The organism is Stenotrophomonas maltophilia group sp. Smal13 (assembly GCF_030236855.1).
In the GTDB taxonomy this organism is placed as follows: Bacteria; Pseudomonadota; Gammaproteobacteria; order Xanthomonadales; family Xanthomonadaceae; genus Stenotrophomonas; species Stenotrophomonas maltophilia_A.
This window is the reverse complement of sequence record NZ_JASJSQ010000049.1, coordinates 1-15,959: the sequence shown is the minus strand read 5'-3', so window position 1 is coordinate 15,959 and position 15,959 is coordinate 1. Positions and strand designations below refer to the sequence as shown.

14 protein-coding genes are annotated in these 15,959 nt (G+C 59.7%); 9 read left to right on the top strand and 5 right to left on the bottom strand.

From position 1 onward, the window contains the following. Positions 1 to 12: 12 nt before the first annotated feature. On the bottom strand, positions 13 to 972 hold the full coding sequence (locus QRO95_RS15960) for a LysR family transcriptional regulator (protein ID WP_032966742.1): 960 nt from the start codon (positions 970 to 972) through the stop codon (positions 13 to 15). Between the two features lie 131 nt (positions 973 to 1,103). Here QRO95_RS15960 and QRO95_RS15955 point away from each other — a divergent pair, with 131 nt between their 5' ends. The 9 genes from QRO95_RS15955 to QRO95_RS25385 all read left to right on the top strand — a co-directional run bounded on the left by QRO95_RS15955 (position 1,104) and on the right by QRO95_RS25385 (position 9,504). Further along, positions 1,104 to 1,511, top strand: a complete 408-nt coding sequence (locus QRO95_RS15955) for a ketosteroid isomerase-related protein (RefSeq protein WP_005413338.1) — start codon at positions 1,104 to 1,106, stop codon at positions 1,509 to 1,511. A gap of 1 nt (position 1,512) precedes the next feature. Beyond that, complete coding sequence (locus QRO95_RS15950) at positions 1,513 to 2,118, top strand: GNAT family N-acetyltransferase (RefSeq protein WP_017354477.1); 606 nt, start codon at positions 1,513 to 1,515, stop codon at positions 2,116 to 2,118. Then, complete coding sequence (locus QRO95_RS15945) at positions 2,115 to 2,987, top strand: carbon-nitrogen hydrolase family protein (RefSeq protein WP_017354476.1); 873 nt, start codon at positions 2,115 to 2,117, stop codon at positions 2,985 to 2,987. The genes QRO95_RS15950 and QRO95_RS15945 overlap by 4 nt, the downstream gene beginning before the upstream one ends. A 72-nt stretch (positions 2,988 to 3,059) precedes the next feature. Then, entirely contained in the window at positions 3,060 to 4,349 is a 1,290-nt protein-coding gene (locus tag QRO95_RS15940; RefSeq protein WP_164171422.1) for an NAD(P)/FAD-dependent oxidoreductase, read from the top strand. 265 nt (positions 4,350 to 4,614) lie between these two features. Further along, positions 4,615 to 5,724 carry an S-(hydroxymethyl)glutathione dehydrogenase/class III alcohol dehydrogenase gene (locus QRO95_RS15935; RefSeq protein WP_005413335.1) on the top strand — a complete coding sequence of 370 codons (1,110 nt, stop codon included), beginning with the start codon at positions 4,615 to 4,617 and terminating at the stop codon, positions 5,722 to 5,724. Positions 5,725 to 5,780: 56 nt separating this feature from the next. Continuing rightward, positions 5,781 to 6,356, top strand: coding sequence for an S-(hydroxymethyl)glutathione synthase (gene gfa / locus QRO95_RS15930; RefSeq protein WP_005413334.1), 576 nt, complete (start codon positions 5,781 to 5,783; stop codon positions 6,354 to 6,356). A 97-nt stretch (positions 6,357 to 6,453) separates the two neighbouring features. Continuing rightward, positions 6,454 to 7,197, top strand: a complete 744-nt coding sequence (locus tag QRO95_RS15925) for a cation diffusion facilitator family transporter (protein ID WP_099596065.1) — start codon at positions 6,454 to 6,456, stop codon at positions 7,195 to 7,197. Positions 7,198 to 7,740: 543 nt separating this feature from the next. Further along, a complete protein-coding gene (locus tag QRO95_RS15920) occupies positions 7,741 to 8,781 on the top strand; it encodes a lipid A deacylase LpxR family protein (RefSeq protein ID WP_164171421.1) in 1,041 nt (346 codons plus the stop codon). Positions 8,782 to 8,886: 105 nt separating this feature from the next. Continuing rightward, positions 8,887 to 9,504, top strand: a complete 618-nt coding sequence (locus QRO95_RS25385; RefSeq protein ID WP_404830357.1) for a flavodoxin family protein — start codon at positions 8,887 to 8,889, stop codon at positions 9,502 to 9,504. A gap of 144 nt (positions 9,505 to 9,648) precedes the next feature. Here the strand turns inward: QRO95_RS25385 and QRO95_RS15915 are convergent, their stop codons facing one another. The 4 genes from QRO95_RS15915 to QRO95_RS15900 all read right to left on the bottom strand — a co-directional run. Then, positions 9,649 to 10,134, bottom strand: a complete 486-nt coding sequence (locus QRO95_RS15915; RefSeq protein WP_017354472.1) for a hypothetical protein — start codon at positions 10,132 to 10,134, stop codon at positions 9,649 to 9,651. 273 nt (positions 10,135 to 10,407) lie between these two features. Further along, positions 10,408 to 13,164 (bottom strand): caspase family protein, encoded by a 2,757-nt coding sequence (locus QRO95_RS15910; RefSeq protein WP_164171420.1) that lies wholly within the window; start codon positions 13,162 to 13,164, stop codon positions 10,408 to 10,410. 57 nt (positions 13,165 to 13,221) lie between these two features. Further along, complete coding sequence (locus QRO95_RS15905; protein ID WP_164171419.1) at positions 13,222 to 14,787, bottom strand: hypothetical protein; 1,566 nt, start codon at positions 14,785 to 14,787, stop codon at positions 13,222 to 13,224. A gap of 353 nt (positions 14,788 to 15,140) precedes the next feature. Then, the coding region (locus tag QRO95_RS15900) for a hypothetical protein (RefSeq protein WP_285302978.1) at positions 15,141 to 15,959 on the bottom strand (819 nt) is incomplete at its 5' end.

The window sequence follows — 15,959 nt, the reverse complement described above, 5'->3', positions numbered from 1 at the left end:
AGCGACTCGGCGTTAGCGCTTCCCTGCTTTGGATGGCGTTAGGGCCGAGGTGGGGGAGGGCGTCATCTGCATAAGGCTCGGTAGTGCTCCGACGGCGGAATGGAGTGCATCGAAAACTACTCTGACGCGAGGTGAGACTGGGCCGCGTTGTGGCCGATAGACGTACAAGCCCCACGGGGCAGGATCGAATTCTTCCATCACACGCTGCAGAACACCTGACTGAATGAGTGGGGCAGCCATGTAATCAGCAAGTTGGGCAAACCCCAAGCCCGCAATGACCCCTGCCATCTCCATGTCGGCATTGTCTGCAATGAAGGCCGGTGCTGTCGGCGCCACCTGTACGCCTCCAGCCAGGTACCAGGGCCAGGGCCTGCCTGTATTGATGTCCACCGACGCAACCAGTGGAAACCGCGAGAGCTCGCTAGTCTCCGCTGGTGCTCCGATTCTCTCTACAAGTGCGGGGGAGCCAACGATGTGCAGTCGCATCTCTCCTGCCTTCTTCGCAATGAATCTGCTATCACGCATGAAGCCGACGCGGATTCCGACATCGATCCCTTCATCGACAGCGTCTGCAACCCGATCGCTTAAGCGAACGTCCAAGACAATTCCCGGGTGACTTTGGGTCACTGTATCCAAGGCGGCAAGAACTGCCCTGGAGCCCATGCTGTGAGGGGCACTAATTCGGACTGTGCCCACAATCTGTGAGGCCGTCGCCTTGGTTCGCGGGCGCCACAGCTTGTCTAAGCCCTCAAGCGCCGGCCGCAGCTGATGTAAGAGATCCTCCCCAAAGGCCGTGATGCGAACCTGGCGTGTGCTTCGGTGGAACAACAGCTCCCCGTAATGACTTTCAAGGGCCTGTATCGCTCGGGTGATGGCCTGAGGAGAGCTTCCCAGTCGAACAGCGGCCTCACGAAAGCTCGGCGCCTCAGCCGCGGCCCTAAACGTCTTTAGAAGATCCAGCTCGCTGTTCATCTCAAGGCCCCCGTGGTCGTTGGGCTCATATTATTCCATTTTAGGGAATTATGAAATCCTATCAATTCCATATACAACAATTCTCCAGGTCTCCAGAATTCCTCCACACCCTCACCTGACCGGAGAACCTGATGAGCAAGTTCAACTACATCGAAGAGTACTACCAGGCATTCAACCGCGGTGATCGCGACGCGATGCTCTCGATGCTCACTGATGACGTTGTGCACGATCTAAATCAGGGGAATCGCGAAGTAGGGATCGACGCATTCCGCGCGTTCCTGAGCCGCATGGATTCCTGCTACAGCGAGCAGCTTCACGACATCGTGGTGATGTACAGCAGCGATGGTGCGCGTGCCGGCGCGGAGTACGTGGTGCACGGACTCTACCACCACACGGACGAAGGTCTCCCTGCAGCGGCAGGGCAGATCTATGTTCTTCCCGGTGGCGCGTTCTTTGACATCCGTGATGGAAAGATTGCGCGCGTTACCAACTACTACAACCTGGAGGACTGGATTTCCCAGGTCCACAAGGCGCCCTGAAATGGCTACCAACGTGCGAGTAGAGGTACTGGTCGGCACCGAAATCGAGGACTGGCTCGATCGCGTCGCTCAGCTGCGGATCGAGATATTCAGTAGCTATCCCTACCTGTACGAAGGAGACATGGACTATGAGCGTCACTACCTCCGCAACTATGCGACGTCTGACGGGGGCATCGTTGTCCTGGCCAGGGATGGAAGGGACGTTGTAGGTGCATCGACTGGCCTTCCTTTGTTGAGCGCCGATGCCGCTTTCATTCGTCCCTTCCAGGAGCACGGTCCCCGGCCAGAAGAAGTCTTCTACTGCGGGGAGTCCGTACTGAGGCCGGAGTACAGAGGAGCTGGCTTGGGCCACGTCTTCTTTGATCGAAGAGAGGAGCAAGCCCGACGAAAGGGCTTCAAGTGGTCTTCTTTCGCGTCGGTGGTTCGGTCGGAGACTGATCCGCTTAGGCCACCTGGATATCGAAGCAATGAAGGCTTCTGGACTCGCCGTGGGTATGCACAACAGAGCGCGATGAAGGTCGCTCTTCCCTGGCGGCAGCATGGGGCCACGCACGAAACCGAGCAGACACTTTCACTTTGGCTCCGTTCCTTGGAGGACGTTACATGAAGATTGCAGCAGCTAAGTACGTGATCGGTCGTCCGAAGACCTTTGCCGAGTTCGCTGCGCGCCAGCGCCGAATTCTGAATGACGCAAGGGAACAAGGAGTTGAGCTTGCAGTACTTCCGGAATACCTGTCGCTGGAACTGGGTTCGACTCTTCCAGAAGCTCTTCAGCTTAGCCTGAGGTCCACCCTGGAGTCGCTCCAGATCTATCAGAGCGCATGGTGTGAGCTCTATAGCACCTTGGCTGTCGAACTGGGAATGACCATCCAGGCAGGAACGTTCCTCACCGCAACATCCCATGGGATGTATCGCAACCGTGCCTGGTGGTTCACAGCTGATGGTCGCAGCGGATGGCAGGACAAGCTTCAGCTTACTGGCTTCGAGAAGCAGGCAGTTGTCATCGAGCCTGGCGATCGCATCGCGGCGTTTGAGCAGGACGGAAAGCGTGTCGGGATTGCGGTTTGCTATGACAGCGAATTTCCGCTTCCTGTTCGCCTCCAGCAGGAGGCAGGGGTGCGCTTGCTGTTGGTGCCAAGTTGCACCGACACCGACGCCGGTGCCACCCGTGTCGATGTTGGGTGCCGAGCGCGAGCGCTTGAGAATCGGATGTTCGTGGCAAAGGCGGTCACCGCCGGCGTCGCCGACTGGAGTGAAGCGCTTGATGTCAACACCGGTGAAGCAATGATCCTCTCACCGATGGACCATGGCTTCCCCAGTGACGGCGTGCTCGCAGCGACCTCCGACGATCAGGAGTGGGCGATTGCTGACATTGACTTCGCAGCGCTCGAAGCAAGCCGTGCACGAGCGCAGGTAGCCGTCGACAAGGATTGGGATGGTCAGCTCCGCTTCCATTCCGTTGAGGTCCTGAACTAACCAACGTCTAGATGCCTGAGCCATGAAGTGCTCGTGGGCGTCGCTGGCAACTCAAATACCTGGGGAATCAAAATGCATCGTATTGTCATTGTTGGTGGTGGGGCCGGAGGGCTGGAGCTGGCTACGCAGCTGGGCCGGAAGCTCGGGCGCTCAGGGCGAGCAAAAGTCACTCTTGTCGATGCTCGGATGACGCATCTGTGGAAGCCACTTCTTCACGAGGTTGCCTCAGGCGCGTTGGATGCCGCAGAAAGTGAGCTCAACTATCTCGCCCAGGCTAGCTGGAATCACTTCCAGTTTCAGTTGGGGCGGATGACGGGTTTGGATCAGAAGTCCAGAAAGATCGAGCTTGCCCCACTGTACGATGAGGAGGGCAACGTTATTGCGCCCCGTCGCTCGATCTCCTACGACACCCTGGTGATCAGCGTGGGTAGCGGAACGAACGACTTTGGAACTCCCGGTGCAGCGGATCATTGCCTGTTCCTGGACGATCCCGATGCCGCCATTGCTTTCCAGAAGCGGCTGCTGAGCGAGTACATGGGCGCGCAAGCGCGTGGCAAGTCAGAAACACTGGAGGTTGCGATCGTCGGCGCCGGTGCCACCGGTGTCGAGCTGGCTGCCGAGTTGCGTGATGCTGCGAGGCAATTTAGCGCTTATGGGCTGGACAAGATCTCTCCCGAGAATCTAAAGATCACGCTTATCGAGGCTGGTCCGCGAGTGCTGCCAGCTCTGCCAGAGCGCGTGAGCCTGCCGGTAGCCGAGCGACTTGTACATGAAGGCGTTCGTGTCATGTGTGGCTCGGCTGTCACCCTGGTGGATGAAGAGGGCCTGCAACTCGCCAATGGCATCAAGGTTGCTGCGAGGCTGAAGGTATGGGCGGCGGGCATCCGTGCTCCCGTCTTCCTTGCATCCCTCGGGAACCTCAAGACCAATCGCATCAACCAGCTCGAGGTATCTGAAACGCTGCAGACAACGCAGGATCCGAAAATCTTCGCATTCGGGGATTGTGCAGCCTGCCCGAATGGACACAGCGGTACAAACGTGCCTCCAAGGGCACAGGCCGCTCATCAGCAGGCTCACTTCCTTGCGCTGGCAATTGCCCGCCGTATCGAGGGGCGCCCGCTGCCCAGCTTCACCTATCGGGACTATGGATCGCTGGTGTCCCTGTCGAGGGAGGGCGCCGTTGGCACGCTGATGGGCAACCTCATGGGGTCATTCAAGGTCGAGGGCTGGCTGGCCAGGATGTTCTACATCTCACTGTATCGCATGCATCAGAGGAGCCTGTTCGGTACACGGCGGGTGGTTGCTCGCATGCTGGCAGACGCATTGGGACGGAGTACGGAGCCCCGCCTCAAGTTGCATTGATGCGGGCGAGCTGGGGGGCGGAGCTGTGAGTTAATAATTCCAAGGATAGGAATTATGAAATCCAATCTATTCCATATACAGCAATCCATCGAAGTCCAATACTTGGTCCCAACAGCTCGCCAAGAAGAATGCTGTAGGCGCATTCGACCTGATTGAAACGCGTTCTAGAGCCGGCGCCAGGGGCGGCGCGCCCGATGTTCCACTGATCAAGCTCGCCCCAAAGACCGTTGTCGCACTTATCTCGTTACACCCAAGGAGAACTCACATGAAATCCCGTGCAGCCGTTGCATTCGGTCCCGGTCAACCGCTCGAGATCGTCGAAATCGATGTTGCTCCGCCGAAGAAGGGCGAAGTACTGGTGAAGATCACCAGCACCGGTGTCTGCCATACCGACGCATTCACCCTGTCGGGCAATGACCCTGAAGGCCTGTTCCCGGTGGTGCTGGGCCATGAAGGCGCCGGCATCGTTGTCGAAGTGGGCGAGGGCGTGACCAGTGTGAAGCCCGGCGATCACGTCATCCCGCTGTACACCGCAGAATGCGGTGAGTGTCTGTTCTGCAAGAGCGGCAAGACCAACCTGTGCGTTGCCGTACGCGCCACGCAGGGTAAGGGCGTGATGCCTGATGGCACCAGCCGCTTCAGCTACAACGGCCAGCCGCTGTATCACTACATGGGCTGCTCGACCTTCAGCGAGTACACCGTCGTGGCCGAAGTCTCTCTGGCCAAGATCAATCCGGAAGCGAATCCGGAGCACGTCTGCCTGCTCGGTTGCGGTGTCACCACTGGCATTGGTGCGGTGCACAACACGGCCAAGGTGCAGGAAGGTGACAGCGTGGCCGTGTTCGGCCTCGGTGGCATCGGCCTGGCGGTGATCCAGGGTGCTCGTCAGGCGAAGGCTGGTCGCATCATCGCAGTGGACACCAACCCGTCCAAGTTCGAGTTGGCCAAGCAGTTCGGCGCAACCGAATTCGTGAACCCGAAGGATTACGACCGTCCGGTTCAAGAAGTCATCGTTGAGATGACCGGCTGGGGCGTCGATCACAGCTTCGAGTGCATCGGCAACGTCAATGTGATGCGTTCTGCGCTGGAGTGTGCACACCGCGGCTGGGGCCAGAGCGTTGTCATCGGTGTGGCCGGTGCTGGTCAGGAGATCTCCACCCGTCCGTTCCAGCTCGTGACCGGTCGTCGCTGGATTGGCAGTGCCTTCGGTGGTGTGAAGGGCCGTAGCCAGCTGCCTGGCATGGTCGAAGACGCCATGCGGGGTGAGATCGATCTGGCTCCGTTCGTGACCCATACGATGGGCCTGGAAGCAATCAACGAAGCCTTCGAACTCATGCACGAAGGCAAGTCCATTCGTACTGTCATCAACTACTGATGCACCGCAGCACCGGGCAACCGGTGCTGCACTTCCAACAATAGGAGTTTAAGTCCATGCAACACCAAACTATCCATCCCTCGGTCGATTCCGGCGTCGTTGCCGGAACCGCCGGCTTCAAGGGCGGCACGCTGAAGTGCCTGTGCTCTGACAAGCCGGTTGAGATCTCCGTCGCAAGCAATGTGGCCCACAACCACGCCTGTGGTTGCACCAAGTGCTGGAAGCCGGAAGGCGCCATCTTCTCCGTGGTCGGTGTCGTTCCCCGCGATACCGTTTCGATCACGGCGAACGCCGACAAGCTGGCGATTGTCGATCCGGCTGCGACCATCCAGCGCCACGCGTGCAAGGACTGCGGTGTCCACATGTTTGGCCGCATCGAGAACAAGTCCCATGCCTTCTACGGCCTGGATTTCATTCACGTTGAACTGTCCGAACAGAAGGGCTGGGAAGAACCGCGCTTCGCCGCATTCGTGTCTTCGATCATCGAAGGCGGCGGCGCAAGGCCGGAACAGATGGACGGCGTCCGTAGCCGCCTGAAGGCTCTGTCCCTGGAGCCGTACGACGTGTTGAACCCGCCGCTCATGGATGCGCTGTCCGCGCATGCTGCACGACTCAGCGGCGTTCTCTCCTAAGTAGTGTAAATGCCGCCCCTTGCATGCAAGGGGCGGTACTTCCTGACAGTACGCCACCGGCGTATACATTTTCGCTCAGAGCCTGGAGTCTTCGACCATGTCCTTGCTTCCCCCCAACGCAATGCACGAGCGGACTCTGCAGGGCGTACAGAGCACCGGCAACGCACGGGCAATTACGAAGGCCGCGACTCTCACTGCGGTCATGATGTCCGTCGAAATTGCTGGAGGATGGGCCTTCAACTCGATGGCTCTTCTCGCAGATGGCTGGCACATGAGCTCTCACGTGCTGGTACTCCTGTTCGCACTTTCTATCGCTTGGTACGCTGAGCGGAATCAGAGCCGCCCAGAGCGCGCGGCTCGGGTGCTAGCGGTTGAGCTCATCGCGGCGAGCGTAAGCGCGATGATCATGCTTTGGATTGCCGCTTCGATGGCCTATGAATCGACGGAGCGTCTCCATGCGCCAGAGGCTGTTCAGTACTCAGAAGCGCTTGCCATCGCCGTTGCGGGTTTGATTACAAATATATTCTCAGCGCGGTGGCTACATTCTGCCTACCATCGCGAAGGTGCTGCGGTTGATCATTGCCACGTTCCGCATGAGCGCCATGCTGACGAGAAGGGGCCCGGTGCGCGCAGGAGTCCCAATCTTCGTGCGGCCTATCTTCACGTCGCTACGGACACCGCTGTAACGGCACTCGCAATTACTGCACTTGTCGTGGGGATGATCTGGGACGTGACATGGCTGGACTCAGTCACAGGCCTCATCGGCGCGTCGGTTGTCGCAGTCTGGGCCATTAGATTGCTTCGTAGCTCCATTTCGGCGTGGACAGGTCGGCGTAAGTAGCTAGTGCGGTGGTGCCTCCGTGCTCAGCACGGAGACTAGCCCTGCGATTGGGAGCCTTCCACAAAACTCGCTGTGACCGGAGTCATTCCTGGACGCATCTGGCGAGCCCGCCGAGCGCCTATGCCCCACCTCACATGATGCGGAGTTGCTGGCGGGGTGGCCATTCTCTCAGTCAGAGATCAACAAACTGACTGTGATTCTGAAACGTCCATCTTGAGCGGCTGACGTTGCTTCGCAGCGAGGTGACGTGCCCTTCAGTCTAGGTCAGCACCTGGGGCGCCGGCTGTTGCTGCACTTAGAGAGGGCCTGGACGATCTCTTGCTCAGGCGAACGTCTTGGCGAGCCCAAGAGCGCTAGATACTGCTGCAGGGATGCGCCGCCTTTGAAAGCAATTGGCGTGCGGCCGGCTGATGGCCTGGTGTATGGCTCAAACCCCTTCCTCCGGGTCTACTGCGACAGCGCATTAGATCTTCAATTGAACCTCACATTGAGTCCAATGGCAGCAAGCCCATGAAAAGACTGGCGCTTAGTCGGTTGTCTGTGATGGCGGCACTTGTGTTCCTAGCCGCTGCCCGAGCCCCGGTGGCCCAGGCGGCCGAACAATGTGGCCCGGACGCGATGCGCGACCACCCGCCGCATATCAGCTTCCGCGCCGACAACGACCTGTTTGGTGGCCGCCACCAGGACCAGGGCTATACCAACGGCGCGCAGCTGACCCTGGTCTCGCCCAACCTGGTCGACTACACCGACGACCCCTGCCTGCCGCGCATGGCGCGCTGGGTGAACCAGTACCTGGAAGGCCTGCACCCGGGCAGGTTCGAACAGCAGAACATGATCTTCAGCATCGGCCAGGGCATCTTCACCCCCACCGACCCGACCCGCCGCGACCTGATCGAGGACGACCGGCCCTACGCCGGCGTGCTGCTGGCCAGCTTCGGCTTCAACGCGCGCAGCGGCGACCGCCTGCAGACCACCCAGCTGGCCGTGGGTGTGGTCGGCCCCTGGGCACAGGGCAAGCAGGTGCAGGACGCGGTGCACAACATCCTGGGCGACAAGAAGTTCGAGGGCTGGGACAACCAGCTGCACAACGAACCGGTGTTCATGCTGACCCATGAGCGCATGCGGCGCTGGCCGGCCGATGCCAGCGTCAATGCCGGCGGCTGGGGCTGGGATGCGATCAGCCACTACGGCGGTGCGATCGGCAACCTGGAAACCAAGTCCAATGCCGGTGGTGAAGTGCGCTTCGGCTGGAAGCTGCCCGACGACTTCGGCAGCACGCCGCTGCGTCCGGCCGGTGAAAACACCGCGCCGACCCGTGGTGGCCGCCCCAGCGGCTGGTCCTGGCACCTGTTTGCGACCACCGACGCGGCATGGGTAATCCGCGACATCACTCTGGACGGCAATACCTTCCGCAACAGCCACAGCGTGGACAAGCGCCACGTGGTCGCCCAAGGCGGCTACGGCATCGCGGTGATGCGCGGGCGCTGGAAATTCGCAATGGCGCGTTACCACAGCACCCGGGAGTTCTATGGCCAGCGCCAGTCGCCGGTGTTCGGAAGCTTCACTATTAGCCGCTCGCTATAGTAGATGGCGACGATCGCGGGTGTTCGACCATGCAATGTCCTTGAGTGCAGTACCTCGCAGAGCGACTACAGAAGTAACGCGGGAGTGCATGATGGAGAGTACTGAATGATGCTAATCACCAAGCTCGTCGTAGTCATCGTCGCGCTTGCCGCTGGGATCAAGGTGATTGATTGCTGTGTCGTGTGGGCAGCGCGACGAAGGCTGGAGAAACTTCAGAAGCAAAAGGCTCCGGCCCCATCGAGATCTCCTTTACCCGATGCCCTGGTGGTCTACTACTCTCGCTCTGGGCACACCGCCTTAGCCTCTAGTTATCTGGCGAACCAGTTACACGCCGATCTGCGTGCTGTCGAAGCATTTGACTACTCATTGGGCTTGGCCGGGTGGGTGAATGCTATGGCTGATGGGGGTCTTGATGACGCGTGGATAAATCCCGCGTGGATGGATCTAGCTCCCTATGACGCTATCTATTTGGGAACACCCATCTGGCGTGGTTGCCCAGCGCCGCCGGCTTGGGAGTTTGTTAGGAGCAACATGTTCCCTGGGAAAAAGGTCGTACTAGTCACTACATCCAGAGGATCATGGAAGCAGTCAGCTATTGAGCTCCTTGGGCGAGAGATAGTTCGACGAGGTGCGCGATCATTCGAGCATCGGCCTTTGGCGCGCAAGCGTGCCTGGTTCAGAAGATCGGACCCAGATGATCTCAGAATTACGGATCTGATGTGACCGACCTACCATGAATGCCCCCGGCCAATGCTGCGTTTAGTCGGCACCCCTCGCCTTAGCTAGCGCTATGCCAATCGCCGCGTCGCCCCTTGCTGCACGCTCGTCAACGGCCTAGGGCCGTCCCGAGAGTTTCGTGAGGTGGTTTCATTCGCGATTGTCGAGCCGTCCGTTAGACAACGCATGCTGGAGAGCAATCGCAACCTGCGTCGCGGCGTAGACCCAATCGTTGTCTTCTTCGTACGGATCCACTTCCGAATCTTCTTTGCCACCATGGAAGAGGTTGTTGCGGACTTGCCGCATGGCTTCCACCAGCGCGACCGCATCCGATTCGGCATCCAATGGGCAGGGGCAAAAGCGGGCCACCAAGTTCCCGTTCTCTTCAATAATCATCTGCTTCATGGGGCGCTCATCGCGTTGACAGAGAAGGCGCGCACGCGCCGACTCAGGAACCTCTGACGCGAAATCGTCGCCCAACTTTCGGACGCGCTCTTGCACCTTGCGCCAAGCCACGTCGGACGTCGGTTGCCCCGTCCGGTCTTTCCGGAAGAAGTCCCCGTGCCGTCGGAGCTGGAATTCCAGTTTGCTCACGGTCTTGAGAAGGTCGTAGGCGAGATTGGCGCTTACCGGCATTTCAGCATTCTATGTGAGTAGTGTGAGGTCCGAATCGCAAACTGCCACAGCGAAGGCACAAGGACCACCAAGAAATGGCGCTACTTGAGAGCCGCCTATCACGCGGGAGGATGTCATCCTGTAGGCCGGGCGTCGCACCTCATCTAGATTCTTGACCTATAACCGCTTCGGGCTGGCAACGCAGGTCGGCAGTGACTTGGGGCAACTTTGCCTAGACACCGCTAAGAATACTTGGACGGGGTTCGCGTGAAGGCCGCGCTTACGATTCGCCTCTCAGTAGTCGTCCATTGATTGCAGGTGAGTGCTGCGCTTCGACTTGGTGGCTGTCGAGTCTAGGTCGGGTTCATCTCCGTTCACCGTTACCCACTCGATGAGAGGGCCCAGGTCGGATTGGCGGCGGGCTTCCGCATACAGCTTGCTATAGGCGGCCATGGCGTATATCGGCGACAGCATGAGCTCCGCTGCCAAGGCGAAGACATCGGACTCGGGTGGCAGCGACACAGTGGTGAAGGCGTCGCTGTCGGCATCGGTGTGGCGCTCAGCCAGCGCATCCAGAAGACGCCGACGGAGTGCTTGCTGGAAGGGGCTATGGGTGGGATTAGGACACCTCAGGCCGTCTTCGACCGGAACCCAGGTGTCCAGTGACCAGGCGGGGGCGAGCACTTGCGGGGTTGCCGCGTCGTCAATCCCCTGTGCATTACCCTTCAGAGTGCCCATAGCCTGGACAGAAAGCCGATTTCGCAACAACCAGCGGTCATCAACCGAACGCTGCCAGAGAGTCCATAGACTCCCACCGGACCGCCATTGGCCGATCTCCTCGAACAGTTCGGAGGCCAGTCCGCCTCGCGCCTCCAGCTTTGAGGCAAGGCTCCATGAGGCCGCCAGCGCGGGTGGGTTACGGAGCGGATGGGCCACGTTCGACAGGCCTAGCCATTGCGCGAGCACCGCAAAATCGGATAGACCCTCCCTGATTTCCTTAGGAACGGCTGCAACGCATTGTCCAACGCTATCGATGTGCTGCCCGCCCCGCTGGAAGGCAGCGAGGGCCGCGTACAAGGCCCACATCGGGCTGGCCATTGCTTGCTCGGTTGATGGCACCGCCACCTCACGGCCGACTGTAAGCTGCGCTCGCGCCGCCTCCGTCGCAAGCCCGATCGGATCGAACAGCAGTGACGCACTTCCCATTCGGATCAGATGGATGGAGGCAGTCGCCAAGTCGAGCATTCGTGCGCCCTGAGTGTCCACCATCGGAGGGGTTGGCGGAGCTGAGGTACAGTCAAGGTAGATCTCGGTACGCCACCCCTTAATCACCGGGACGACCAGTCCGTCTTCATTCGACTCGCCCCAAGGGCTGGCCGTTCGCAGTGCGAGGCTGCCAGCTGTTGCTGCTAATTTGAGGTAGGCGTAGCCGAGCCTGTCGTCCGTACCACTGTGGATGAGGCGCTCCTCCAAGGTTGCCCCTACAATGGAACTGAGGTGCCACTGCCGCCACGGTGGCGCGGGGTTTAGAGCCCCGTCGGGACTGAAACTGGAGTCGCGCGCGAAGACAAAGACCTCACCGATTTCGCTGAGATCGCGGCTTGGCTCCGTCGGAATCATCGAGTATTCAGCGGCATGAAGGGACTGATATTCGTGCGTGGTTGACGTGCCGATGACGGGCGCAGCCGCGGAAAATTCGGGCCCGGGCAACCGCTGGTCGAGGGGCGCATCCGCCACAACGAACAGCGATTGCGTCGATTCGGCCCCGACGTGCACCAGGGCTTTGTAGAGTCCCGGAGCTAAGGACAGCGAGACCACTCCCGTACCGATGCTGACACGAGCGTAGCTAGCATCGAGCACCGTGATCTGCGCGTTGGGATTGTCCGTCCTCAACACCACCGGCTGCGCAGCAACCTGGTCGGTTCGCAAAGCGGGCATGTCGATAGGTGCAGCAACGGGAGGGGTGTTGCCTGCAGCTGGCAGCACCGGGTAGGGAACCTCGAAGGCGAGGTCGGGTAGATTCCCTGGTGTAACGACGAGATGCAGACCCGGGGTCAGCTCCACGATGGGATGCTCGAGCTGGCGAAGCTGGCTACTGCGTAGCTGCCCATTTGGCGCCATGTCGGTGGGCGGCGCGGGTGGGTAAGGAGAGATGTCAGGATCCGGTTGCCGGTCGATGGCCGCGGATTTAGCAATGATGCGGCTCAGGTCGACGGCAACCCGGCGTGGGAGCGCGGAAGCTGGCGCCGACGCCGGGCGCTGATATATTCGAATCCGCTTCGTTGCGGGAGTCAGTGGTGGCGTGTATCCGGTTTCCTGTTCGTAGCGATCGGCCCATAGCACTTGGAAGTAGTCCGCGACGGCGCGATCCGTCACCCATCCGTCGGCGTCAGGCGGTGCGCTGCGCAGCGCGTCCAGTAGGACGCTAGTGAACAGGCCGCGAGACTGCCCGGCCGGGCCAATGTTGCGCTCAAAGGACTGACGTCCCCGCGGCGCTCCATACGCCTGGAACAATCGGACGTGTGCCGTTCGTTGCCGGTCCGGCGGGGTCCAAGTCGGTTCGAGCACCTGGCTCGCCTTGAGTACGTCCTGGCAGCAGTCCGTTACCAGGATGATTTCATCAAAGAAACCCGCGTTGGCGATTTTCGACGCATAACGTAGGACGGCGATATGCGCCGTATCGCCGTTTTGCGCGACGGCCGAGAATAGTGCCGGGTCGTGGATCGTCGAACCTGCTGTGAACCCGTGTCCGGCGAAGAACAGATACAAGCGCTGTCCAATGCGGTCATGCCATCCGTTCGGGGTGCGCAGCCATAGATTAAGCGCCTTCTTGAGCTCCTTCTCGGTCGGGTTTGCGTCGTCCGGGGTCGCTGCCACGCCATAATCCTGCGACCGTATGACTTGGATACGTCGGGTGTCCAGGTCGCCGTACTCCGGATCGAGGAGCCATTGCCGGAACTCTTCGCCATCGTTCTCAGGTCCATGGAGGTCACTCAGGCCGGGATAGCGGTTAATTGTCAGCACGATCGCGTAGTGATCATCTCGCGGCATGTCCACATCTCTCCCTGTTGCGTACACAAGGGCACCTTTGGCGTGCTCTCGAAGATGTCACCATCCGCCGAGGAGGCTCTCAACGCTGAGCAGCGTATCTTCGTCGTCGTCGAAAGCTCCGTGATCAATGCTTGTGCTGTTCAAGCCTGCTGTCTGTCCTTGGGACTTGGACCAGATCGTACGGTTCGGTGCAGCTCCGAGCCACGCGCGGACTGCACCTATTTCGGGAAACTTGCTATCTGAGTAGATGTGGTGCCAAGCGAAGAAGCGTTCCATGCCCAGCAGCGGCATGTCCGGTTCGTCGACGAGCGTTCCGTCGGAATTTTGGCGCGATTCGAGGACACCCGACACCAGATAGAGGAGGGAGCTGGGATAGATGAAGCGCTTCCAGTCCTGCCCATTGGGAAATTTAGAGTCGTCTCCGACGACCTGATCGTCCCGTTCGAATTCATCGCGCATGCCAAACAAGCGGAAGTGACGGATGCGATCGCCATGTTGGGTGATCGTGGCGGCAAAGCGCTCGTAGGTGATGGCGGGCGCCAGGAACACGACGTCGAATGCAATCTCGGCCGGCAGAAGCTCTGATGCCTTGTCAAGCCAATTGGCGATGTAGACGGCGCCAGTGCTGTGGCCGACTAGAGTGATCCTCGATAGCAGCCCTTCAGAGGCATGGGCGGCACGCAGCCGCTCCAGCAGCGCAGTTCCGGCATACAGGTCGGAGCCGTCGCCGAACGCATCGAGTGAGTCCTGCTTCATGCGGTTCCACTGGAGTGCCTTGCCCCATTCATTGAGTCCACTGCCACCAAAATGAACACCACGCAACACTTCCTCTACGACCGTTGCATACAGGCCGTGATCGCGTTGATCCGCGTACCGACGCAGAACACCCTGCAGGATGCGCTTCACCAGAAGGGCAACTTTGAACCAGACGATCAACCCGCGGCCTCCCTCGATCCCGGCGACCTGCGTTGATACCGCCTGCGAGAACGGGGTATCTCGAACGCTCGCTCCTCCCCCGATGAATGCATCGCGTGCTTCGTCTAACGCGGTTGGCAGGGTTTGCATGGCGACCACAAACTCGCTGTCGGTTTGCAAGTCGGCTTCGATCTCGGCGTCGTCGATCAGCGCACTCGCCGCACGCGCACCTGAGGGCCCAACTACAGGTTTGAAATCACGGTAGGGCACGTGATTGCGACTGGGATCGCTCCAATATGTATCAACTGCCTGGCGGACCTTCTCTGCATCGACGTTGCCCGGCGTGATGGTCCGGGCGCCGTTGCTACCTCCCAAGCGGCGGAGCGCGTGCTCTAGCGCCTTGCGCACCAGATTCTTGAATACCGGCTCATCCGGCAGCTCGCGCAGGTTGTTGCGGATCGTTTCAACGAAACCCGACTCCCACACGGAAAAAACCGGATAGGCCGATTGAGAAAAGCGCCCCTCAAGTCGCTGGGCAATACCGATACCCGCGGCCTTGTCGACCAGGCCCCCGTGAAAGTAAAGCAGCAAATGACCACGCCCGTCCTTACGAAGCGCCGTGACGATAGCGTCGATATCCTCTGGCTTCGTATCGGTTCCGGCACCGATACAGCCGTTGCGACTGTGGATTTGATGCAGACTGCCCATACCTAGCCCCCTGTGACCAGAATGATGCCAACCCAGAGTGCCATGAGTTTATGAAGTGGGCAATCAGTAATCGCCTAGGTAGGGATTGGTCACCTCAATGCCGAGTAAGCGAAGGGCTAGAGTTGAATGCCCCGGACCATGCCGCAGCTGGGGCGGTAGTTTGCATTTGGCGCTCGATCGATAGGGACACGAGGGCACGGCTCATCGACCGGATCATTGAGGTACAGACGGAGAATTGGCTTTGAATGCCAATGGCGTCCATCTGATACGGTTGCTATGTAGGGTAGCTACCCAGGCAGGGGTAGCGCGGTATCCGTGCCGGGCCTCAAGTTTGGCTACGATCATGCCATCCGCTAATTCAGCTCGCCAAATAGCCACGGTTGGATCGCGGTTGGATCGTCGACGCAGAGGTGAAATTCGTTCGGCGGCTCCTTCTCTGCATCGGTGGCGCAGCGCAGCTCATGTAGTCGGTATTGGAGTAGTGCTGCACGGGTTCTTAACCTGTAGGCTGCCTTACCTCCGAAATACTCGATACGCACCATATCCTTCTGATCTGGTGTCAGATGCGGATGGGGGACGATCGACAGCTCTACCTGTGTCTGCCAGGCGGCGTCCTGGCTAGGCTCGGCCCGCTCTGGCCGAGGATCAGCCAGCTGTTTCAAGCCGCTCAGCCGATTTATAGACAGGTCCAGGAAGCGTCCGGCTTCCGCCTCGTCCTCGGCGATGACAAATGCGCGAACATGCCAGCGCCTGCCTGCCTGCACCAGCGCATGAGGGAACAGTCGTTTGGTGCGAGGTGCTGGGTTGCGCATGGAACGGTGCTCGCCAACGAGCCCCTTGCCCTCTCTGCAGGCACGATTAAGCAGTGCGAAGTGGCGTCGTTCAACGCCGCCGAGGATAAGCTGGGAGCTCTCGATAAAGCCTGTAGCTTCCTGGGGGCGCTCAAACGCAAGGTACTCTTCGATCAGCCCTTCGGTTAGGAGGGGTCTGAAGCCAGACATCGCCACGTATCCGCGCACATGGCTTCGGTACTCAAGGCCGCCTCCATTGAGTTCAGCATATTGGGTTAACAATCGACTTACCGTGGTGATATGCAGATCAAACACTTGGCGTACTCGCTCATTGGTGACTTGCCCCTCCCAGAGGAGCAGCGTTTCGATGGCTCGAAGTGT

Coding starts and splice junctions, on each gene's coding strand:
- QRO95_RS15960 (WP_032966742.1), bottom strand. CDS start 972: ATGAACAGCGAGCTGGATCTTCTAAAGACGTTTAGGGCCGCGGCTGAG.
- QRO95_RS15955 (WP_005413338.1), top strand. CDS start 1,104: ATGAGCAAGTTCAACTACATCGAAGAGTACTACCAGGCATTCAACCGC.
- QRO95_RS15950 (WP_017354477.1), top strand. CDS start 1,513: ATGGCTACCAACGTGCGAGTAGAGGTACTGGTCGGCACCGAAATCGAG.
- QRO95_RS15945 (WP_017354476.1), top strand. CDS start 2,115: ATGAAGATTGCAGCAGCTAAGTACGTGATCGGTCGTCCGAAGACCTTT.
- QRO95_RS15940 (WP_164171422.1), top strand. CDS start 3,060: ATGCATCGTATTGTCATTGTTGGTGGTGGGGCCGGAGGGCTGGAGCTG.
- QRO95_RS15935 (WP_005413335.1), top strand. CDS start 4,615: ATGAAATCCCGTGCAGCCGTTGCATTCGGTCCCGGTCAACCGCTCGAG.
- gfa (WP_005413334.1), top strand. CDS start 5,781: ATGCAACACCAAACTATCCATCCCTCGGTCGATTCCGGCGTCGTTGCC.
- QRO95_RS15925 (WP_099596065.1), top strand. CDS start 6,454: ATGTCCTTGCTTCCCCCCAACGCAATGCACGAGCGGACTCTGCAGGGC.
- QRO95_RS15920 (WP_164171421.1), top strand. CDS start 7,741: ATGGCGGCACTTGTGTTCCTAGCCGCTGCCCGAGCCCCGGTGGCCCAG.
- QRO95_RS25385 (WP_404830357.1), top strand. CDS start 8,887: ATGATGCTAATCACCAAGCTCGTCGTAGTCATCGTCGCGCTTGCCGCT.
- QRO95_RS15915 (WP_017354472.1), bottom strand. CDS start 10,134: ATGCCGGTAAGCGCCAATCTCGCCTACGACCTTCTCAAGACCGTGAGC.
- QRO95_RS15910 (WP_164171420.1), bottom strand. CDS start 13,164: ATGCCGCGAGATGATCACTACGCGATCGTGCTGACAATTAACCGCTAT.
- QRO95_RS15905 (WP_164171419.1), bottom strand. CDS start 14,787: ATGGGCAGTCTGCATCAAATCCACAGTCGCAACGGCTGTATCGGTGCC.